Origin of the sequence: Caballeronia sp. GAFFF2, from assembly GCF_023631485.1 — a bacterium.
Lineage (GTDB): Bacteria > Pseudomonadota > Gammaproteobacteria > Burkholderiales > Burkholderiaceae > Caballeronia.
Map to the genome: position 1 here is coordinate 64,635 of NZ_JALQDA010000014.1, position 21,088 is coordinate 85,722.

Below are 21,088 nucleotides of genomic sequence, written 5' to 3' on the forward strand. Positions count from 1 at the left end.
TCCATGAAAACGACATGACAGATTACGACTCACACGAATCGCAAGGCGCCTACGACTCGACGCGCCGTTGATATCGCCTAATGAAGAAAATAGCTGTAGACATCAGCCTGATAATTCTTGAGGGCATCTGCCGACAGGGCTAGAAGAATCAGCGCAGTCCACCATATCACGAACGCGTTCCTGAATCGAATTTGCGAAATCACGTACGGCAGCAGTAACGCTATGCAATACCACACGCGTCCCTTCCCGAACGGAAACAGCACATACGCAAAGACCAAATAAGCCATGAGCGCAACGTGCATCGTGCATAGCTCCGTCCATACCTTGTCCTTCGCTGTGCCCTTCTCTTTCCATTGCGTATAAAGCACAATGACAGAAGCCGTTGCATAGACGATCAACAGGATGAGCAGCCGGATAGTGAAATCGTCCTGGTAGTCCGCATATTCCTCGACTCGCCTGCCGCCGAAATTATTGAAAAGATAGCCCGCCGCGGCGGCGAGTACGAACGCCGTCAAACTCGAAACAATCAACGCTCGCCATTTTCGATCTCCGCACGCTCGAATGGAGAGCAATAGCAACGCGGGTATCGCGAAGGTCGTATGAACGAAGCTCGCGAGCACCCATCCGAGGACGGGCCGCTGATAGCGCAGCGTGATAAGCATCGCTATGCCGAATGCCAAACCTTGACGGATTTGAAACAGTCCGACCGTAGCCAAGGCTACCGGAACGACCGCCCAAAGAAGCAGCCCTAGTAGCGGTCGCCGGACTTCTAAAAGCGCCGCAATGATAAGTGCGTTCGCCAATACGACGGTCACTCTTACACCAATATCGGGTGTTACGCCGAACGCATTCAATACGATCAACCAGGTACGCCAGCCGAATTCCTCCGTCACCGTGCTGATGACAAAACTGAGCGTTGAAGTGCGTGTCTGATAAAGATTGACGAACCAGTCCCACGTTGTCTGGCTGAAGTACTCCAGGTAATTGTCCTGATCGAGCAGCATCGTACGATCGCCTACCGCAACCACGATCAGCAATAGAATCGCTATCACGATGAATAGCCAGCCGCCAGGAGTAGTCAAGTAGGCTCGCGCCTGAGTTTTGCGACGGGGAACTGGTGGACTCGGCGCTTGAGTCATTCTGGCTTTCATCGAAATTCTTTTAGGTCGGATAATGCGCTCGGCGCCGGCTTGCTGCCTTGCGAGGTTGTCGTCGGCGAAGTGCGCCGGTTATCGAATAGTCTTCAAGTTTGTTACTACGATCTGCGGTCCGCGCTTGTCGTAATCGTGGCTTTCGACGGAAAGAAGCTTTGGCTTGATCCAGGTCGCCGATCGGTTGACGATTCGTCCTTTCACAATTGAACCTTTGGTATCGAGACCTGAAACGCTAAAGGCGGCGATCTTCGCGGATTCATCGCGCTGACCGCTGATATCGATCTGCACGTCCTTGGACTCGACACCGGCAATCTTCAAGAGATAGACGAGGATGCCGATCTTGCAGTTTCGCGTGACAGGATTGACGATTCTGATGTTCTCCAGCACGTCACGATTCGAATTGGGCTCGATATCCATACCCGCCGACGGCGCCGTTCCACCGATGTTCTCCCACAGACCGCCTTCAATGAAAACGTTCCTTCCGCTAATGATGGATATTCCCTGTCGACGACAGTTATTCGCGTGATGGTCGATCACGTGAATATCCTGAGGCGGCATGCTGGTCGGCTGATAACTGTTCGCCAGGTAGATACCGTCGCCCCAGCAACCCACCGTGGTTGCCGATTTGATCGTGATTTTTGAACTACCTGCTATCGAAATGCCCATGCCGTAGCCTTCCGAATGCGTTTTGGGCTGCGCCGAGTTCAACTCACGACTGCCGTCTAGCGTCGCGTTCTCCAGCACAACGTCGCTCACGTCCCACATGCGCAACATTTGATACGAAGGCGTGTCATGCGCAAGCAACTTGATCGAGGCGCCCGGTTCGAAGCGAACGCGCGAGCCGCTTCGCAGACTCAGTCCTTGCGTGTCGATGCGGCATTGTCCGCCAATGAGTAACGTCTTGCCAACTGAGCGATCGATCGCATCCTGAAGACGCGACGTGTCATTGCTCACGCCATCGCTCACGACGCCGAAGACACTCGCATGCACGACGTCGTCTTCATTCAATATCTTAGCCGCCGCCGACCGACACGCAAGCCCATGCGCCAGAGGCATCGACGCTATGACTTTGAGCGCAACTCTTCTGCTTATCATGATCGGTCTCAAGCGTTCTGCGTTGTTCCATACACCGCAACGGTCCGCTCGATGACGATCCTTTCGTCGAACTCTGCGAGCGCGCGAACGCGCGCATTGGCACCGATCGTTTCGCGCAACACCGGGTCGTCATGCAGACGCGCGATTGCATCTGTCAGCGCGACGCCGTCCTTCACCGGAACGCGCAAGCCATCGACGCCATCTTGACTCACGACCTCGCGACAACCCGGCGCATCCGTCGTCACCAGCGCGATGCCGCATGCTGCGGCTTCGATCATTGCCTTTGGCAACCCTTCTCTATAACTGGGCAACACCATGATGTCGATGTCGCGTAGCAACGCCGGCATGTCACCGACATGACCGAGCCAAGTCAGCGTGCCCTCCTCGACCCAGGCCTCAGCCGTTTTTGTCGGCACCGAAGCAGGATTGCCCTCGTCGGGATCGCCGGCGAGCAGGAATTCGAACGAGCGCTGGCTGTTTCGCAGCGCGCGCGCCGCTTCCACGTATTCCGCGATTCCCTTGTCCCAAAGCAGGCGCGCAGCCAGCAAAACGCGAATCGGTCGTGGCGTGCCGCTCGTGTCCTTCGCGCGTTGGGCGAACTTCTGTACGTTCACGCCCGATCCGGGAATGAGGTGGATGCAAGACTTGTCGACGATACCGGCGTTGATGAACATTGCGACATCGTCCGGGTTCTGGAGAATCAGCGATGCGCCGCGGCCATTCAACGTCGCGCGCATCAATGTTCTGACTAACGGCCGCAAGACGCGCGCCTTCAGCGAATCGTTCGTAAACACGAAGCCGAGACCCGCCACAGCGTTGACGCGCTGCCTGACGCGCGCGAGACGCGCCGCAAGCGAACCGTACACCGCGCATTTAATGGTGAACCCATGCACGACATCTGGCCGCTCTTTGCGGAACAGGCGGCATAGGTGCAAGACCAGCAAGAGTTCCCGCAAGGGGTTCAGACTGCGTCGTTGCATCGGCACGGGAAGCCAGCGGAATCCGGCGTCCTCTAACCCCGCGACATAAGGCCCCGGCGGCGACATGAGCAACACCGACCAGCCATTGTCCCGAAGATTCTTCGCGAGCGACAAACGAAAATTGAAAAGGTACCAATCCGTATTGGCAAAGAGAACGACTTTTTTCATGACCTACCGACCTAACTCACGTCGAAACTTGAACCGCCAGTACAAATAAAGCGCTGATCCGAATGGCAGATTCAACAGCACCTGCAAGCGATGCCCGGACGCCATCGCGATCTGGTACACAGAACGTCGCGCCAAAAACTCGTAAGCAATGAGCCGCCACGTCATCACGATCCGCGTGCGCATGTTGACCGGCGGCGCGATTGCCCAGCGAATGCCGTGTGCGGACCCGACCGGGCACAGGACCGTCAGCGCCGCGCCGCCTCGCGTCAGACCATCGGACAGATACTCGCAAACATAGAAGCCGATGTTCACGTGCAGCATCCGATACCGCCGCCCGATCATTCCCCATACGGCGGACTCCATCATGAAGCGCTCGCCTTCGACTTCCGGAAAAGGAAACTGCTTCAAGATGTCTGCGCGCCAGACTTCGGCCTTGTCGCCACGCACCCCGCGATTGATGCGCATATCGATGTATGTCGCCCACTCGCGGTCCGGCTCGAAACGGTCACCGATCACGCGTCCATCCGCGCGCAGTCTGAGAAAGCTCATGCCGCATACGTCGGGAATGGTTCGACACGACGACCAGTTTTCGCGAATCGTCGCGATGGCATCGAGCGTGAGCGTGTCATCGCTATCGACCGTGATGATCAATTCGCCCTTCGCAAGTGCGAAGCCCCGATTCAGCGCGGTATGCTTCCCGCCGTTCGGTTTCTGAATGTAGCGCAGCGGCCAATCGACCTGGTCAGCCCAGCGCTCGCAAAGCGCGCGCGTGTTGTCGACGCTGCCATCATCGACGACTATCCATTCGAAATCTCTGTCGCTTTGTTTTTCGAGGCTGGCGAACAAGCTTGGCAACTGAGCCGCACGGTTATAGCTGGCGGTAATAACAGAGATGAACGTCATCGAGAAAACTTGACAATGCGTGGCATGCGGGTGAGGCGATTCCAAGTCGGCGATCGCGTCAGACAAGGCATCGGCGAGAAATCAGGCTCCATGCTCTTGCTCCATGTCCTCTTCCTCGTTCTCGTGGATGGAGAAAAGATAGAGAACGAACACGACGCCGGCCATGACAGCAGTGCCTACAGGAAGCGCGGCCAAACCGAGCATTGGTGTGAAGGCGAAGTTGGCCGCGACCTTGGCGACGAAGCCTGCGCATGTGATGAACGCGATCGACCGATAGCGCCCTTCGCTGGCAGCCATCTGCATCAACACTAATGTGGCAAATGCTGGCGCTAATTGCAGCTTGAACCAGCGAAGCAAGACCGCGACATGTTCAGTATCGACTGCCGTGAAAGCGCCTCGTTGAAACAGCACACGCACGATCAAAGGCGCGGCGAACGAAGCGACACATGCCGCCACGGCGCCGATTCCGAACATGACGTAGGCCCATTTGATCGCCATGGATCGAGCGCGCTCGCGTTCGCCATTGCGGATGGTCTGCGTCAACACGGGCAACGTCGCCCTTCCGATTGCCGATGCACCGAGACCCATCAGCAACGCAATCAGCCGATTGGCATAACCAAGCGTGGCGACCGCTCCAGCACCTTCACGGGTCGCCATGTATTGATCGATAGGCACGATACAAGCAAGGATGGCCTGACTGATGAGCATGACGCCGATCGAATGCGCCATGGCCCGCCACTGCGGCGAACTGAATCCGAAGCGAATGGGAGCGCGGACCTTATCCGCACGCCTTGCGAACATCGACAACAAATAAACTTGCAGCGCGAGTCCGAGCGTAACGGCCATGTAAAGCGGCTTGATCGACGAACCGGTACTGACGATCACCACGAAAAAGAGCACTGCAGCCGGCACGGCTTCGAGCAACGTGTTGATATGCCGCTCGCGTGCCTGCAAGCGCGCGGCATCGATACACATGAGCAAGGTGAGCGGCACGAGCGGCGACATGCCGACGATAAATTGCATCGCAAGCGATCTCGTATGCTCCGGCAGCGGTCCACCCACATAGGCGATCACCACGGGCGATGCGAAAACGAGCACGTTGGCGATGGCAAGACCGACGAGCCACGCCAAGCCACGCAATTCGCCGATGAAGTTGGCGAGCGTGTCCGTGTCGTCGTTGCGCATGCGCACGAGCACGGGAATCAGCACGGTACTGAGCACCGTGACGAGCATGGAAGGTATCCATGTGGCGAGCGTGAAGGACAACTGGTAGGCATCGACGATACCGCTCACGCCATAGCGATACGCGATCGCCATTTCCTTGAAGGCGCCGGCACTCTTGCCCATCAGCACGAAGAGTGACACCCATGCGGCGCCCTTCGCTATCCTGCGATGATCCGGATGCGCGTTCGCAAGCTTGGCCCGAAGCTTGGATGCCAGTCCGAAGCTCATGTCCGCTTCTCTCTGCGATGCCGCGGAACGACCTTGCCCGCGCGCGCGGCGACTTCGCGCCAGGTCGACTCATACGCTTGCTGCATCCGCTCGAGACCGAAGTTACTCACAATGCGAGTGCGCGCGCGTTCCCTGCGCGCTTTACCTTCAGTCGTGCGGTTCATTGCAATTGCTGCACCAAGCGCCTTTGAAAGCGCGACCGAATGACCAGGCGGGACGACCCATCCTTCGCTACCGACTATCGTGGCAACGTCGCCTACATCGGTATTCACGCTCAACGTGCCGCAAGCCATCGCCTCGGCGACCACGTTCGGGAACGCTTCGCCAGCGCTCGGCAGCACGTGGATATCGAGCGCGTTCATGACGCCTGGGATATCGTCCGACGGTCCCGCCAGAAGCACGCGTTCGCGCAAACCGACAGCATCGAGCGATGCGAGAAGATCGGCGTTCGCGCATGTCATGTCGGCGCCGACGAGCACCAGCTTGAAAGCGACGCCATTATCGGCGAGCATCGCCGCGGCGCGAAACAGGTTCGGATGGTCTTTCTGAGGATTCCAACGCGCGACGCATCCGATAAGCGGTATATCGTCCGAGACTTGCCAGAGCTGTCGTTGCGCCGCCCTCACATGAGGATCCGGCGAGAAGCGTTCGATGTCGTAGCCGTTCGGGATCCACGAGAACTTGCTGCCGTCATAGCCGATCTGTTGATGCGCGGCCTGGCCTCGTTTCGAGCAGCACACAATGCGGTCCGGCACGAAGCGCGAGAGCAATCCGCACATCTTCGCGATCCGGACCGTCATGCGTGTGTTTTTGTCGGAGTCGAGATTCGCGTGATGAACTGCCCAGCAAATCGGCTTGAAGCGCGTCAGATAGGCAAGCACGCCGCCGATGAGATCGGCGTGATACATCCAGGTCTGCACGACGTCCGGGCCGAACGCGCACATGACCGACCAGAGACGAAGCAACGCGCGCGGCGTGATTCGGCCTTTCGAACAATTCAGCGCTTCGACTTCGATGCCTTGTTCGAGCAACTTCGCCGTGTAGTACCCTTCTCCGCGTATACAGACCACGCGATGCTCGATACCGCTCGTGCGCCCGTGCGACACAACCTGGAACAACACCGCCTCTGCGCCACCGCGATCGAGGCTGCTGATGATATGCAGAACCTTCATCGCGATGTATTACCGTTGCTCGCATCGGAAGATTGGACGTGGTCTCGCTGCGTCTTCGTCGACGCGATATACCACGGCACGGCGGTCCGAATGCCTTCGTCGAGCCGCACGCCGTCGGCATATCCAAGCATCGACTTCGCCTTCTCTATACTGGCCTGCGAATTACGTACGTCCCCTCCGCGAAACGCGCGGTATGTCGGCGGCCGATCGTATCGAATGCCGTATTCTCCAAGCGTGTCACGCAGCAAGCCGAACAACTCGTTCAACGTCGTGCGATCTCCGAGTGCGACGTTGAAGACCTGTCCGCGCACATCATCGCTCGCCGTTGCTGCGAGCAGATTGACCTGTACCGCGTTATCGACGAAGCAGAAGTCGCGGCTCGTCTCGCCGTCGCCATTGATCTGCACGTCTTCGCCGCTCATCATCGTGGCGATCCAGCGCGGAATGACCGCCGCATACGCGCCGTTCGGGTCCTGGCGTTTGCCAAAGACGTTGAAGTAGCGCAAGCCCGTCGCCTTGAAGCCGTAGCAGCGCGCGAAGACTTCTGCATAGAGCTCATTCACATACTTCGTGACGGCGTAAGGCGAAAGCGGACGTCCGATATTCGCTTCCTCTTTGGGAAGCACCGGATGATCGCCGTATGTCGAACTGGACGCCGCGTAGGTGAAGCTGGATACGCCTGCATCGCGCGCGGCGACCAGCATGTTGAGGAAGCCACCGATGTTCACCTGATCGGTCGCGACCGGATCGTTCAGCGAACGCGGCACCGATCCCAAGGCGGCCTGATGCAGCACATGCTTTACGCCAGCGACAGCGGTCTCGCAATCTCGCGCATTGCGGATATCGCCTTTTATCAGCGTGAAGCGTGACCATTGCTCCGGCAACACCGAGGTCGCCACTTCGTCGAGATTGCGCCGATGACCGGTCGCGAAGTTATCGAGCCCGACGACTTCCTGATTCAGCCTGAGCAGCGTCTCGACGAGATTCGAACCGATGAATCCCGCCGCGCCCGTGACCAGCCATCGCACTGGATTCGCTCGCAACGCTTCGCAGATAACCTGATAGCGATTCATCGTGAGTATCCTTACAGGCGCAGATCCGAACCATCGGCCGGCAAGACATATTTGAGGTCGTAGAGAAGGTGCTCCTTCTTGCCGAAATCGCGCATGCCCTTTCCGAGCGTGACGAACTGCTCGTGAGCGACCGCGATAACGATCGCGTCATAAGCACCCGCCTCAGGCGACTCGACGAGATCGATGCCGTATTCGTCCTTGACCTCGTGCACAAGCGCCCACGGATCGCAGACATCGACATGCGCCTGATACTCTGCAAGCTCGCTGACGATGTCGATGACACGCGTGTTGCGAATATCCGGGCAGTTTTCCTTGAACGTGAGACCGAGAATGAGCACGCGCGCATCGGCGATAGCAATGCGCTTCTGCGCCAGCGCCTTGACGAGTTGCGCGACGACATACTGCCCCATGTTGTCGTTGAGGCGACGACCCGCGAGAATGATCTCCGGGTGATATCCGATCTCTTCGGCCTTATGCGTCAGATAGTAAGGATCGACGCCGATGCAGTGACCACCAACCAGACCCGGCTTGAACGGCAGGAAGTTCCACTTTGTACCCGCCGCGCGCAGCACGGACTCGGTATCGATATTCATGCGATTGAAGATGATCGCGAGTTCGTTGATCAACGCGATATTCACGTCACGCTGCGTGTTCTCGATGACCTTCGCGGCTTCGGCCACGCGGATGCTCTCCGCCATGTGCGTTCCCGCCGTGATGATCTCGCGATAAACGGCATCGACCTTGCGCGCGGTTTGCGGCGTCGAACCGGACGTCACCTTGCGAATGTCCACTACGCGATGCGTTTTGTCGCCGGGATTGATGCGCTCGGGACTGTAGCCGACGAAGAAGTCGACGTTCATCTTGAGACCAGAGACGCGCTCGAGCACGGGCACGCAGACTTCTTCGGTGGCGCCCGGATAGACCGTCGATTCGAACACGACGATGTCGTTTTTCTTCAGCACCTTGCCGACGGTCTGGCTTGCCGAAATGAGCGCGCCGAGGTCGGGCCGGTTGTACGCGTCGATTGGCGTCGGCACCGTGACGATGAAGAAGTTGCACTTGGCAAGATCCGCCGCATCGGCGCTGAAACTTAGCTGACTTGCGCGGGCGAGTTCCTTGGTACTTACTTCGAGCGTCGAATCGATACCCTGCTTCAGCGCATCGATACGCGTCGTGTTGATATCGAAGCCGACTACGGGACGCCCGCGACCAAACTCGACGGCAAGAGGCAAACCTACATAGCCCAGACCGATGATTGCAATACGGAGATTTTCTAACATTTCGTTTAACCAACCTTCAGTGTTTCTCGATGCTTTGCTTGAAACATCGACGCCGAATTCGTCACGGCGTGCCTTTAGCGAGTGCTGCGATCAGGAGCGGTCCTGGTAGTAACCGTCTCCGGTATAGCGATAGCTTTGATACCGGCCGCCGTAGCCATAGATCCTTCCGCGCGGCTTGATTGCGTTGAACAGCAAGCCGGTGACTTGCGTGCCGGTCTGCGTCAGACGCTTGATGGATTCGCTGACCTCTCCGCCGCGCGTCACGCCAGAGCGCGTGACGAGGAAGACGCTGCCCGCCGAGCCAACGATGGTTTCCGCGTCGGAAACGACGAGTACTGGCGGCGCGTCGACGATGACGACGTCATAGGCACGGGATGCCGCCGAGATGAAATCGCCCCAGTTTTTATGCGAGAGCACTTCCGCAGGGTTCTGCGGATAATTGCCCGACGAGACGAAATCGAGATTGGGAAGAACGTCCCGATGCACGACAGAATCGACCGACCTGGCTTCGGATATCGCGTCGGACAGCCCGGCATCGCGCCCCAGACCGAAGTACCGGTTGAGATAACCCTTGCGCATGTCCGCATCGATGAGCAACACGCGGGCGCCGCTCGACGCCAGCACCGTCGCGAAGTTGACGGACACGAACGACTTGCCGATTCCCGGTGTCGGACCCGCGATCAACACGACGTTATTTTTTCCACCCGATGCGACGAACTTGAACGCGGTCCGAAGACTGCGCAGGCTCTCCACGGCTGGATCGTTCGGATACAGATTCGCGAGCACCAGCGGGCGCGAACCGTCGCTTCGCAGGTTACGGATGAGTTCGGCCTGCTTGTCGCTAACGGGAATCGTGGCGTAGACGCTGAGACCGGTGTGCTCTTCCAGCGAAATCGGATCGGTGACGCCCGTGAACAAGCGGTCCTTCACGAGTGCGAGCAAAGTTCCGAGGAACAGACCGACGATCGCCGCAGCGGCCATGACGATCAGCTTGCGCGGCTTGACCGGGCGCTCGGGAATATCGGCGGTATCGACGATCCGCACATTGCCGATCTTGCCCGCCTTCACCAGACGCAACTGCTCGACGTTGCTGCGCATGGCGACATACAGGTCCGTCGAAACACGCACATCCCGCTGAAGCTTGAGCATGTCCTGCTCGGTCAGCGGCATCTGGCGAATCTGCGCGGCGATGCTATCGATCTGCTTCTGGTTCGTCGCAATTTGTTCGTCGATAGCGAGCAACGACGGATGCATCGGACCGAAACGCGTCGCCAAGTCCTGGCGCTTTTGCTTCATCGCGATGAGGCGTGTCTCCGCGTCGGCCGATTGCTGCAAGCTGACCTTGCCGGCCTCGGACAAGTCCACGATCGTGTGACTGTTTTGATATTCGCTCAACTTCGCTTCAGCGTCTTCGAGTTGCTGCTTCATGACGGGAAGCTGAGCGTCGAGGAACGAGATGGAATGTTCCGCCTGAGCCGCTTTGCGGTCGGCATTTTGCTTGACGTATTGGCGGCCGAGTTCATTCAGCGTGTCGCTCAAAAGCACGGGGTCCGTGCTTTCGAGCGTCGCGGAAATCACGCCCGAGTGCTTGCCCTGCTCGATGATCTGCAACGACTTGATGAGGTCATCGGTCGTGAGTTGGCTCGAACGAGATTTCAGGACGAAGCTGGCGCCCGGTCTTCCGGACAGCTTGGTGACCTTCAGGGTGAGCGCGCCGAAGCTCGAGTTGAACTTCTCTTCGGTGCCGATAGAACCCGTCACTGGAGATTCCAGTCCGTAACCGCTCAGGCTGTACCGGTTGTCCTTCAGCACTGTCAGGTCGTAGCTGCGTCCCTGAAGCTTGCGGGGAACCTCGAAGGCGGCAAGCTCGATCGATTCGCTGCCCCAATCGAAACCGCCCCAACCGAATACCCCAGGATTCGACAGTCCGTCGTTGTGAGATGCCATCCATTTACCGAACACGGGAAAATAGCGTGGCTTCGCTTCGACATTGAGTTTCAGCGCGTCGACCGTTCCGGACGCGACGAGCCGCGAACCAAGAATCTGGATTTCGCCATCCGCTGACGATTTGACATCGAACATGGCGGAAACATCGCTAAGTAAGTTCTTAGCGCTGGCCGCATCGGAAGAATCTTCGACGGCTACCAGAATGCGCGAGCTATAAACCGGCGTCGCGAGAAACGCATACATTGCGCCGACGATCACGAACAGCGCAGCGACGATGGCAATCAGCTTTCTGTGATCCAACAGGGCGTCCAGCAACTCGACGATACTTAGTTGATCGCTGCTCTCGCCATGCGACATAACCGGTAGATTCTCTTGTTTCATAACTTCCAACGCGTTGATTCAATTCGCCCGACCCAGTCCGAAAGTCCTCTTTCGATCAAGTCAAAACAGTCTTCGAAAACATTCCGTTCTTTTCGGTACGGGTCCGGTACTTCAAAGTTACTGAATTGACCTAGCCTGAAGACGCGACCTTTTACAAACGGATATCGCTTCTCCAGATAGCGCTTTTGCTGTTCCTGCATTACGAGGATCAACTCGGCGCGCTTGCAGTCGAAGCCGCTCAACTGCGCGCCACGATGAGACGAGATGTCGATGCCGTGATCCATCATCACGCCTTGTGCGTATGGATCGGCCGGCTGTCCGGCAAGCGCGCTGATTCCGGCGGACCAGACTTCCAGCGACGGCACTTTCGACTGCAACCAACCCGCTGCCATCGGACTGCGGCAGATATTTCCCTCGCACACGAGGAGAACGGAGTCGATCATCCCGAGACTCCTGTGCGATCGTTCATGCGAGTCGTGCGTGAGGACATGATCAATAGCCCGCGACCTGGCGCCCGATGTTCGCGCCTTGCGCGCTCGGCAAGAGCAGATTGACAATGCGGTTCCAGCGAGCAAGACCAGTGGCGTCCACATAGACGACATCCTTTGGCTGCAGCTCGAAGTGCTCCGCGAGCGCCAGTGCCACCGGCGATGTGCTGTCGAGATGAAAGACCTGCGGCGCGGCCGGGTCTTCGGTCGGACGTACGACGTAAACTCCTGCCGCTTCGGCCGTCGAAGGATTCACGCCGGCAGCCGAGGCCAGTGCGTCATTCAAGGTAAGCCGACCGTCGTGCATCGACAGCGTCATCGGGCGCATTACTTCGCCGGTGACGAACACCTGGTTATAGGTCTGCGGCAAGACACGGACGACATCGCGGTCTTTCAGGAAGATCATCGATGCATCGAGTTTCTGTTCCGCGAGTTGCGGCAAGCTAATCTGGAAGGTCCGGCCGTTACGCAAGATCTGAATCCGGCTCGTGTCGCCCACGCCGGCGGTGACGCCATTGGCCTCGCTGAGCGCTTCCGACAGGGACATCGGGACATTCGTGATCGGCTTGATGCCAGGCTGATTGACTTGGCCCTCCACGAACACGCGCTGACTGCGATAGGCGACTACGCTTACCGTCAGTTGCGGATTTCTCAGATAAGGCGTGAGAAGGCGCTTCAACGTCGCTTGTAATTGAGCGACGGTTCCGCCAGAAGCCTTCACTTTTCCAACATATGGAAACTGAATGTCGCCGTTATCCCCGACGACGAAGCCGGGGACCGTCTGTGTGCTGAGACCCGGCCCATTGGGCAGCGTGCCGGCTGTATCGCCGATGCTGTAGGTCAGATTTGGAACGACCAGTTCGGGGTGATCCCAAACGATGATGGAAAGCACATCGGCCGGCCCGATGACGTAATGATTGGGATAGCCGATGAGCTGGCGATAATCGCCTTGGGACGTGGCATCGCGCTCAGCCTTTTGCTGCCTGACCAGTTGCGGCGTGATGGTCGCGATGTCGGGTGTTGAGGCTGGGTCGGAAGAGTCGACTGGTGCTTTGGGATCGAGTCGCATGCCGGGGGCAAGCGCGCATGCGCCAAGCAGGGCGGGCAGCATTGCGATAGCGAGAGCCAACTTGAGACGGCCGGAAAATTTCAAATCAACCATTGCTTGCGGGTGTTCAATTCAATTCGGTTCAAACACTGGCTTGACGCTGAATCGGCGTCGGCCTTAGTCCGTGTTCTCAATCAAAATTTCAGGGTTAAAAACAGAGACCTTTTTATTGTTCAGCGTGCACGACAATAGGTTGCTCCTTGACAGGCGCTGGCCGAAGCCAAGCCGGCACGTGAAATCTCACGATTGCGGCATACAACCAGACATAGGTGGCAATAAAGAGGAGTGCCGACGCGCCGAGAAGAACTGGAGATTCTGAAAACAAGGTTGCCGGAACGACCGCGCAAAGCGTCAGCGTCCACAGATAAGGAGATGCCCGGGAATTTCTAAGACTCAAGGCGCGTGAATCGCATCGATTCAATTCTCCGCCAAGCACGCGACGATAAACCAGTGTATGCAAATGAACCGCATCAGGCGCACCGGCAGGCAAACCGCGCACGAGTTTTCTTCGGTAGATCGAGAAGACGGTTTCGAAGACTGGGTAGATCGTTACCAGAATTGCGTAAAGCGGCGAAATGCTGGGATTGCGCATGGTGAGCAAGATCAGCAACTCGGCGATTAGAAAACCGATGAAATACGCGCCGCCGTCTCCGAGAAAGACTCGGGAGATCGGAAAATTCCAGGCAAGAAAACCGGTAATCGCACCAATCAGCGTCAACGAGACAATAACAATTGTCGAGTCGCCCACATGAAACGCCACCAGGCCGATCGACGCTAAAATGATGATCGCAACAACGGATGCAAGCCCATTCAAACCGTCGATGATGTTAATTGCATGCACCACGCCAGATACTGAAAATACTGTCAGAGCAATCGCGATCGGCGAGAAAACAAGCACTGCATCGACGTAAGAAAAGTTCACCCGTGTAACTACCGCCCGCAGTGCGAAGCAAGCAAGCAGTGCCGCAATCATGGATGCGATCAGCCGCGTTCTCGGGCTGATTTTCTTGGTCAGATCCTCCGCGAAACCTGACAGGAACGCAGGCAAGGAACAGCCAAGCAAAATCAGCGCTTCGCTACTGTTACGCGAAGGATTCAGAAAGGCATTCAAGATCAACGAAGCAGCGACTGCGACGATGACGCCCGCGCCGCCGATTCGTGGCACCGCAACCGCATGGACTTTTTGAATCCCATTCAGATCGCGGTCCATTGAGAAGGAACCATGCCAGCGCTCGAAGCGAACAATGAACAGTACCGAAACAAAGGAGACCAGAAGCGCGATCAACACAACCAACATCGAAATCACCACCAACTCCTCAACCTAAAAATCGAAAGCCTTTCTGCGCAGGATCAAAATAAGCGCGAATACTGGCTTCTTCTTTCCTGCTAAACATGCGAGATAGTCCGCTTGTTAATGTTTTCATTATCACCGCTTTCAGGCCCTAATGACCTATCAACTTCTAAAGCACTTTGTTTCACGCTGACCTTTCAAGGCGCTCCGCCATTTCCAGTAACGGCCTTTGAATCTATATCAACGGACGAGCCGCAAGCGTTATTGGGAAATGTCTTAAGAGGATGAACCATAGGGTGGCGGCTGCCCAATCGCCGTTACTAAAATTCAAGGGCTTTGATGTAAATGCTAACAACGAGCAAGTGTACTAGCAGTTGTAAAAAGTCTGGCAGCGATCAGGACATAAACTGTGCAATTTCATCGCATTCTTAGGCTTAATCGACGTACGCGTAAGCTCTTTTACAGACATGTCTTAGTCTTCCAAGAAATTCCGAGACAAAATGTGTAAACCGTTAGGATAATTCCGTTTGTATCGAGGGATAACCATCGATTTTCGGAGAGACGTGTGAAAGAAAGCGAGACGGCTCGATCCGGATGAGAGGTCCGGCTTCACGCGTTTTAGAGGTTAGATTTCTGCGCGGCGGACGTTTCGCGCGCTTACTGTTCGTGCGCGGCGGCTAAGGGTTCCGACAGCGCCGCCGGAGCATACTGCGATCAACGTGTGGATCGAATGGAGCGTGTGCGTGTGCGCGTTTTCGATGTTTGACTACGCGATCTCATCATGCCAGACGCGCGATTGCTCGAATTCAAGACGCGAACAACCCCGCGCTTGAAAAAGAGGGAGACAGTTCCGCGCGAGCACTGCTCTGGCAAGCGACATAGCGAATCGCCATGCATGGCTGCTAGAAGTTGTCAACGCAAGCCAAGATTGAATCTCACGCGACCGGGCCCGATCACCGCCCAAAAACAAAAAGCCCCGCAAGTTTTTAACCTTGCGGGGCTTTTCTACTACTACTGGCGGAGACGGAGGGATTCGAACCCTCGATCCAGTTTTTAGCCAGATGCTCCCTTAGCAGGGGAGTGCCTTCGACCACTCGGCCACGTCTCCCAAACTGTTCGTCGCACCGGGAGTGCAGTGCAACGAGATCGAGATAATAGCGTGTTCGCTCGCGCCGGTCAAATTCGCATAACGATTTTTTCCAATCGATTACGCATCGGCTCATGGCTTACGCGAACCGCAACAGTGCATGAGCACTCGAACCCGTCGCAACGCTCAACGCCAAACTCAAACAAGACTCAAGCAACACTCAAGCGCGGTCGAGCTCGAACGCCTTATGCAGCGCGCGCACCGCGAGTTCGGTGTACTTCTCGTCGATCAGCACGGAGATCTTGATTTCGGAGGTCGAGATCATCTGGATGTTGATGCCTTCTTCCGACAACGTGCGGAACATGGTGCTCGCGATACCCACGTGCGAACGCATGCCGACACCCACCACCGACACCTTCGACACCTTCGGGTCGCCCAGCACGGTCTCGGCCTGCACGTGGCCCTTCACCTGGCCGTTCAGGATCTCGAGCGCGCGCTGATAGTCGCCGCGGCCCACCGTGAACGTGAAGTCAGTCTTGCCGTTCACGCTCTGGTTCTGAATGATCATGTCGATGTCGATGTTCGCATCGGCGACCGGTCCGAGAATCTGATACGCGACGCCCGGCTTGTCCGGCACGCCCATCACGGCGATGCGCGCTTCGTCGCGCTGAAACGCGATGCCAGAAATCACTGCTTTTTCCATGTTCTCGTCTTCTTCAAAAGTAATCAGGGTGCCCGAGTGCATTTCCTTTTCGAGCGGCATAAGCGGGTCGGTCAGGCTCGAGAGCACACGCGTCTTCACCTGATACTTGCCGGCAAATTCCACCGAACGGATCTGCAGCACCTTCGAGCCCAGGCTCGCCATCTCCAGCATCTCTTCGAAGGTCACGCGGTCGAGCCGGCGCGCTTCTTCGACGACGCGCGGATCGGTCGTATAGACGCCGTCGACATCGGTATAGATCAGGCACTCGTCGGCCTTGAGCGCCGCGGCGATCGCGACCGCCGAGGTGTCCGAGCCGCCGCGCCCGAGCGTGGCAATGTGACCTTCCGGATCGACGCCCTGAAAGCCCGTGATGACCACGACCTTGCCCGCATCGAGATCCTTGAGCACGCGCTCGCCGTCGATTTCGCTGATGCGCGCCTTGGTGAACGCGCTGTCCGTCTTGATCGGCACTTGCCAGCCGGCGTAGCTCACGGCTTCGAGGCCTTCGGCGTGCAGCGCGATGGCGAGCAAGCCCACGCTGACCTGTTCGCCGGTGGAGGCGATCATGTCGAGTTCGCGCGGGTCCGGATTGGGCGTGATGTCTTTCGCGAGGCCGAGCAGGCGGTTGGTTTCGCCGGACATCGCCGAGGGCACGACGACCAGCTTGTGGCCTGCCTTGTGCCATTTGGCGACGCGCTTGGCGACGTTCTTGATGCGCTCGACCGAGCCCATCGAAGTGCCGCCGTATTTGTGTACGATGAGTGCCATTGTCGTTTTGAACTGGAAGGAAAACCGCGCTTCATGCGCTCGTTGCAATGCGCTTTAAGCGTTGTGGCCGATCACTTCGGGGATGATTTGAAGCTGGCGACGCGACGCGTTGGCGCATATGCCGCCGCGTGCTTGGGGTACCGGATTGCAATACCAGGCAGCAGTTGCGTTAGCCAATCGCGCATGAAAGTCGCGCAGTTGGTACGCAGCGAATTCGCGCGATGGCTGGCGATTTAACGTTGAATATCACGTCTTTTGGACGGAGATGACGAGCAAAACGCCAAGCGGACAAACGAGCTACGGTACCGGATCGAAGCCGAAATTACAAGATGAAGCGGCTGAGCATCTATTTTAACGGGTTTGCGGCGGACCATCCCGAAAAGAGGTGTGCGCAAGTTGCTGCACTCCCGTACTGGAAACTCGCTGCCAGCTGGACACCGCACCCCTCAGGCGATCAACAAATCCGGCCGCCAGATCAACCGCCGCCACGGCCCCTTCGCGTTTTCGACTTCGCGATTCACGCCGACGAGCGGCACGAACATCAGCAACGCGCCGATGAAGATGAGCGGCACATCGCGCTTCCACGCTGGCACGCCGCGCTCCTGAAAGAGATTCTTGAGCGTGCGGCTAGGTGCATCGGATGCAACGCGCAAACGCTCGCCGCCCGCGCGTGAACGCGCGCTCAACGGCGCGGCGCGCAACACGCTTTCGGCGATGACGTCATCGCCCGGTTCGGCGGCAGGCTCAAACACCAGCGACCCGCGCCACTGCGGCAAGCGCCAGACTTCCTCGCCCTGCCAGCGCAGTTCGACCAACGCTCTCGCTTGACTCGGACCGTCGTCGAGATCGGGTGCATCGGCGCTGTCGGCCTTCTCCCAGAACAACGCATTGCGATAAACCCGCAGCGCGTGTCCCACATGATCGATACGAAGCGCGTGCCCGTCGCGCGCGTCGGCGGCTGCGTGCAGTTGACGCAGAATGTCCGCGACACGCGCGGTGGATGGCGCCTGCAAGCCGCGATCTCGCATCCAATAACGCAGCAGATTGGTCGCGCGTTCGTCGTCGAGTGCGAGCAGCGCATCGAGCGCGAGCGCGCCTTCTTCCGCGTGCCGCGCCTTTTCCATGTCGATGCCCGCCAGCTCGTCGAGCAAGCGTTGCGCCGAAGCGGCATGCGACGCCGTGCGCGCGAGCGCATCGCGAAAGCCGGGGAAATGCACGGCGAGCACCGGCAGCACGTCATGCCGCAGCGCGTTGCGCGCATAACGCGTGTCGGCGTTGGATTCGTCCTCGATCCAGCTCAGGTCGCGCTCATGCGCGTATTGCTCGAGTTGCGCGCGCAGCAGCCGCAACAACGGACGCAGACGCAGCACCTCGCTTGCGTGAAGACGCTGCGGCGCCATCGCCGCGAGGCCCGCGACGCCCGCGCCGCGCAGCAATTGCAGCAGCACGGTTTCGGCCTGATCGTCGGCGTGATGCGCGATCAGAAGCGCCGCCGCGCCTTGCTCGTCGCAGAGATCGTCGAGCGCGCGATAACGCGCATCGCGCGCGGCGGCTTCGAGACTCTCGCCGCCCATGCGGACGACATCGACATGACGCGACGCATAACGTACATCGAGCGAGGCAGCCAGCGCCTCGCAATGCGATACCCACGCATCCGCGTTAGGACTCAGGCCGTGATGGATATGCAACGCGATCACGCGCGATGCGCCGAAGCAGCGCACGGCGGCATCGAGGAGAACCGTGGAGTCGAGACCGCCGCTGAGCGCGACGGCCAGTAGCGAGTCGGCGGGCAGCGCCGCCTCCGACAAAGCGCCGCGCAACGCCTCGATAACGAGGCGGCCGGCCGGGGTTTCAGTGTCGAAGTTCGCCATGAGGAACGCGGATCACGCGCCCGGCAGCGTTTCCTTGAACTTGCCGTACGCCATCAGCTTGTCGAAGCGGCGCTCGCGCAGATCCTGCACGCTCATGCCCTGGAACTGGCGCAGGGAATCGGCAAGTGCGCGACGCAAAAGCGCCGCCATGCCCTTGGGGTCGCGATGCGCGCCGCCGAGCGGTTCGTTCACGATCTTGTCGATGAGACCCAGCGCCTTCAACCGATGCGCCGTGAGCCCGAGCGCTTCCGCGGCTTCCGGCGCCTTGGCCGCGCTCTTCCACAAGATCGACGCGCAGCCTTCCGGCGAGATGACCGAGTACGTGGAGAATTGCAGCATCATGACGGTGTCGGCCACGGCGATGGCAAGCGCGCCGCCCGAACCGCCCTCGCCGATGATCGTCGTGATGATCGGCGTCTTTAACTCCGCCATGACGTAGAGATTGCGCCCGATGGCTTCCGACTGCCCGCGTTCCTCCGCGCCGATGCCGGGATACGCGCCGGGTGTATCGACGAAAGTGAAGATGGGCAGATTGAACTTCTCGGCGAGACGCATGAGGCGCTCGGCCTTGCGATACCCTTCCGGGCGCGGCATGCCGAAGTTGCGCAACGCGCGCTCCTTGGTGTCGCGACCCTTCTGATGGCCGATCACCATGCACGGCTGACCATTGAAACGCGCAAAACCGCCGACGATGGCGAGATCGTCCGCATAGGAACGATCGCCATGCAGTTCATGGAAGTCCGTGAACAGCTCGTTCACGTAGTCGAGCGTGTACGGACGCTGCGGATGCCGCGCGATTTGCGATACCTGCCACGGCGACAGATTCGCGTACAGATCTTTGGTGAGCTGCTGGCTCTTTTTCGACAGCCGCTCGATTTCTTCCGAAATATCGACAGCGGAATCGTCCTGAACGAAGCGGAGTTCTTCGATCTTCGCTTCGAGTTCAGCGATCGGCTGCTCGAAATCCAGAAACGTGGTCTTCATGTGTTCGAGTCCTAGAACATCGGGCAGGGCGTATTTTAACCGCGTCCGTCCCTGATAAATGCGCGCGGGAACTATCGATTATAAATCAACGATAGTTCGCCAATCTTTTAGTCGGTTCTTAATGGTCCGCGGGAATCGGATTGAGACTGCGCCACATGTACCACGTTGCAACCGTGCGCCACGGCTCCCAGTTAGCAGCCACTTCGCGCGCTTCACTGCGCGTGACAGGTTCGCCGCTGAAGTAGTTGACGCTGATCGCCTGAATAAGACCGAGGTCGTCGAGCGGCAAAACGTCCGGGCGCGCCAGGTTGAAGATGAGGAACATCTCCGCCGTCCACCGCCCGATACCGCGAATCTGCGTCAGTTCGGCGATCACGGCTTCGTCGTCCATCGACGCCCAGGTATCCACGTGCAACGCGCCCGATACGAAGTGCTGCGCGAGATCGAGAATGTACTCCGTCTTGCGTTTGGACAAGCCGCACGCCTGAAGCTTCTCCGGGCCGAGCTTGATGAAACGCGCCGGCACGACATCCGGACAAGCGCCCTTCACGCGCTCCCAAATGGCTTGCGCGGCCTTCACCGAGATCTGCTGGCCAGCAACCGAACGCGCGAGCGTCGAGAAGGGATCGCCCAGATTCACGAGATGCATCTGGCCGAACTTCGGAATGAGTTTCTTGAGGATGCGGTCGCGCTTCATCAGGTCGGCGCACGCTTTGTCCCAGTAATCGGGACGCACGACTTCGCGCGTGAGTCCGCCGATCTGCACGGGCACCTCGGCATCCGCCGTGACGACGCGCGACTTGCGCACGACTTCACCGCGCTCCTTGTCGGCGACGAGCGCTTGCGCGTTCGTGGCATCGCCGGCATGCGCGCGTCCGTTCGCCTTGACGGGCGACGCTTCCGCTTCCTCGCTGCGCGTTTTTGTCACGCGCGCGGATGCGCGGATCGCTTTCGTGTCCGTTTTTGCATCCGCTTTTACGTCCTCACGGCTTACGCCGTTCAGACGCGTGCCGTCGCTACGTTTGAGTGCCGCGCGCTTGACTGCCTTCTGAGCCGAAGCTCTTGCACCATCACTCTTGAGCGTGCTTGTCGTCGCTTGCTCGGCGCGCGTTCGCTTCGTCGCGGGCGATGCATTCCTGACAGACGCGGGTCGCTTGACCGGCGTCTTCCTGGCCGTTGCCAT

16 protein-coding genes and 1 tRNA gene are annotated in these 21,088 nt (G+C 58.5%); all 17 read right to left on the minus strand.

What is annotated here, in order from left to right; genetic code table 11:
* Positions 1 to 77 precede the first annotated feature (77 nt).
* The 17 genes from NCT04_RS09320 to NCT04_RS09400 all read right to left on the minus strand — a co-directional run bounded on the left by NCT04_RS09320 (position 78) and on the right by NCT04_RS09400 (position 21,088).
* The gene (locus NCT04_RS09320; RefSeq protein WP_250465153.1) at positions 78 to 1,082 is read right to left on the minus strand and encodes an EpsG family protein; all 1,005 of its coding nucleotides are present in this window, start codon (positions 1,080 to 1,082) and stop codon (positions 78 to 80) included.
* A gap of 147 nt (positions 1,083 to 1,229) precedes the next feature.
* Positions 1,230 to 2,261, minus strand: a complete 1,032-nt coding sequence (locus NCT04_RS09325) for a right-handed parallel beta-helix repeat-containing protein (RefSeq protein ID WP_250465154.1) — start codon at positions 2,259 to 2,261, stop codon at positions 1,230 to 1,232.
* Positions 2,258 to 3,397, minus strand: a complete 1,140-nt coding sequence (locus tag NCT04_RS09330) for a glycosyltransferase family 4 protein (RefSeq protein WP_250465155.1) — start codon at positions 3,395 to 3,397, stop codon at positions 2,258 to 2,260. The genes NCT04_RS09325 and NCT04_RS09330 overlap by 4 nt, the downstream gene beginning before the upstream one ends.
* Before the next feature lie 3 nt (positions 3,398 to 3,400).
* Positions 3,401 to 4,300, minus strand: coding sequence for a glycosyltransferase family 2 protein (locus NCT04_RS09335; RefSeq protein ID WP_250465156.1), 900 nt, complete (start codon positions 4,298 to 4,300; stop codon positions 3,401 to 3,403).
* 81 nt (positions 4,301 to 4,381) lie between these two features.
* Positions 4,382 to 5,752, minus strand: coding sequence for a murein biosynthesis integral membrane protein MurJ (gene murJ / locus NCT04_RS09340; protein WP_250465157.1), 1,371 nt, complete (start codon positions 5,750 to 5,752; stop codon positions 4,382 to 4,384).
* Positions 5,749 to 6,924: a glycosyltransferase family 4 protein gene (locus NCT04_RS09345; RefSeq protein WP_250465158.1), complete on the minus strand. Its 1,176-nt coding sequence runs from the start codon at positions 6,922 to 6,924 to the stop codon at positions 5,749 to 5,751. Before NCT04_RS09345 ends, murJ begins: the two co-directional genes overlap by 4 nt.
* Positions 6,921 to 7,997, minus strand: a complete 1,077-nt coding sequence (locus NCT04_RS09350) for an SDR family oxidoreductase (protein WP_250465159.1) — start codon at positions 7,995 to 7,997, stop codon at positions 6,921 to 6,923. The genes NCT04_RS09345 and NCT04_RS09350 overlap by 4 nt, the downstream gene beginning before the upstream one ends.
* An 11-nt stretch (positions 7,998 to 8,008) precedes the next feature.
* Entirely contained in the window at positions 8,009 to 9,277 is a 1,269-nt protein-coding gene (gene tviB, locus NCT04_RS09355; RefSeq protein ID WP_250465160.1) for a Vi polysaccharide biosynthesis UDP-N-acetylglucosamine C-6 dehydrogenase TviB, read from the minus strand.
* A gap of 90 nt (positions 9,278 to 9,367) precedes the next feature.
* Positions 9,368 to 11,605: a polysaccharide biosynthesis tyrosine autokinase gene (locus tag NCT04_RS09360; RefSeq protein WP_250465161.1), complete on the minus strand. Its 2,238-nt coding sequence runs from the start codon at positions 11,603 to 11,605 to the stop codon at positions 9,368 to 9,370.
* Positions 11,602 to 12,048 carry a low molecular weight protein-tyrosine-phosphatase gene (locus NCT04_RS09365; RefSeq protein ID WP_250465162.1) on the minus strand — a complete coding sequence of 149 codons (447 nt, stop codon included), beginning with the start codon at positions 12,046 to 12,048 and terminating at the stop codon, positions 11,602 to 11,604. The genes NCT04_RS09360 and NCT04_RS09365 overlap by 4 nt, the downstream gene beginning before the upstream one ends.
* 49 nt (positions 12,049 to 12,097) lie before the next feature.
* A complete protein-coding gene (locus NCT04_RS09370) occupies positions 12,098 to 13,255 on the minus strand; it encodes a polysaccharide biosynthesis/export family protein (RefSeq protein WP_250465163.1) in 1,158 nt (385 codons plus the stop codon).
* A gap of 112 nt (positions 13,256 to 13,367) precedes the next feature.
* Positions 13,368 to 14,498 (minus strand): MraY family glycosyltransferase, encoded by a 1,131-nt coding sequence (locus NCT04_RS09375; protein ID WP_250465302.1) that lies wholly within the window; start codon positions 14,496 to 14,498, stop codon positions 13,368 to 13,370.
* A gap of 1,009 nt (positions 14,499 to 15,507) precedes the next feature.
* A tRNA-Ser gene (locus NCT04_RS09380) sits at positions 15,508 to 15,600 on the minus strand.
* A gap of 199 nt (positions 15,601 to 15,799) precedes the next feature.
* Entirely contained in the window at positions 15,800 to 17,050 is a 1,251-nt protein-coding gene (locus NCT04_RS09385) for an aspartate kinase (protein WP_244825543.1), read from the minus strand.
* Between the two features lie 446 nt (positions 17,051 to 17,496).
* The gene (tilS, locus tag NCT04_RS09390) at positions 17,497 to 18,921 is read right to left on the minus strand and encodes a tRNA lysidine(34) synthetase TilS (protein WP_250465164.1); all 1,425 of its coding nucleotides are present in this window, start codon (positions 18,919 to 18,921) and stop codon (positions 17,497 to 17,499) included.
* A gap of 12 nt (positions 18,922 to 18,933) precedes the next feature.
* Positions 18,934 to 19,905, minus strand: a complete 972-nt coding sequence (locus NCT04_RS09395; RefSeq protein WP_244825547.1) for an acetyl-CoA carboxylase carboxyltransferase subunit alpha — start codon at positions 19,903 to 19,905, stop codon at positions 18,934 to 18,936.
* 118 nt (positions 19,906 to 20,023) lie between these two features.
* Positions 20,024 to 21,088, minus strand: coding sequence for a DNA-3-methyladenine glycosylase family protein (locus NCT04_RS09400; RefSeq protein WP_250465165.1), 1,065 nt, complete (start codon positions 21,086 to 21,088; stop codon positions 20,024 to 20,026).

Bases quoted from the DNA above. Each gene is read 5' to 3' on its own strand.
- NCT04_RS09375 (WP_250465302.1), bottom strand. From the start codon at position 14,498: ATGTTGGTTGTGTTGATCGCGCTTCTGGTCTCCTTTGTTTCGGTACTG.
- NCT04_RS09385 (WP_244825543.1), bottom strand. From the start codon at position 17,050: ATGGCACTCATCGTACACAAATACGGCGGCACTTCGATGGGCTCGGTC.
- NCT04_RS09345 (WP_250465158.1), bottom strand. From the start codon at position 6,924: ATGAAGGTTCTGCATATCATCAGCAGCCTCGATCGCGGTGGCGCAGAG.
- NCT04_RS09335 (WP_250465156.1), bottom strand. From the start codon at position 4,300: ATGACGTTCATCTCTGTTATTACCGCCAGCTATAACCGTGCGGCTCAG.
- murJ (WP_250465157.1), bottom strand. From the start codon at position 5,752: ATGAGCTTCGGACTGGCATCCAAGCTTCGGGCCAAGCTTGCGAACGCG.
- NCT04_RS09400 (WP_250465165.1), bottom strand. From the start codon at position 21,088: ATGGCAACGGCCAGGAAGACGCCGGTCAAGCGACCCGCGTCTGTCAGG.
- NCT04_RS09350 (WP_250465159.1), bottom strand. From the start codon at position 7,997: ATGAATCGCTATCAGGTTATCTGCGAAGCGTTGCGAGCGAATCCAGTG.
- NCT04_RS09365 (WP_250465162.1), bottom strand. From the start codon at position 12,048: ATGATCGACTCCGTTCTCCTCGTGTGCGAGGGAAATATCTGCCGCAGT.
- NCT04_RS09370 (WP_250465163.1), bottom strand. From the start codon at position 13,255: ATGGTTGATTTGAAATTTTCCGGCCGTCTCAAGTTGGCTCTCGCTATC.
- NCT04_RS09360 (WP_250465161.1), bottom strand. From the start codon at position 11,605: ATGAAACAAGAGAATCTACCGGTTATGTCGCATGGCGAGAGCAGCGAT.
- NCT04_RS09395 (WP_244825547.1), bottom strand. From the start codon at position 19,905: ATGAAGACCACGTTTCTGGATTTCGAGCAGCCGATCGCTGAACTCGAA.
- NCT04_RS09330 (WP_250465155.1), bottom strand. From the start codon at position 3,397: ATGAAAAAAGTCGTTCTCTTTGCCAATACGGATTGGTACCTTTTCAAT.
- tilS (WP_250465164.1), bottom strand. From the start codon at position 18,921: ATGGCGAACTTCGACACTGAAACCCCGGCCGGCCGCCTCGTTATCGAG.
- tviB (WP_250465160.1), bottom strand. From the start codon at position 9,277: ATGTTAGAAAATCTCCGTATTGCAATCATCGGTCTGGGCTATGTAGGT.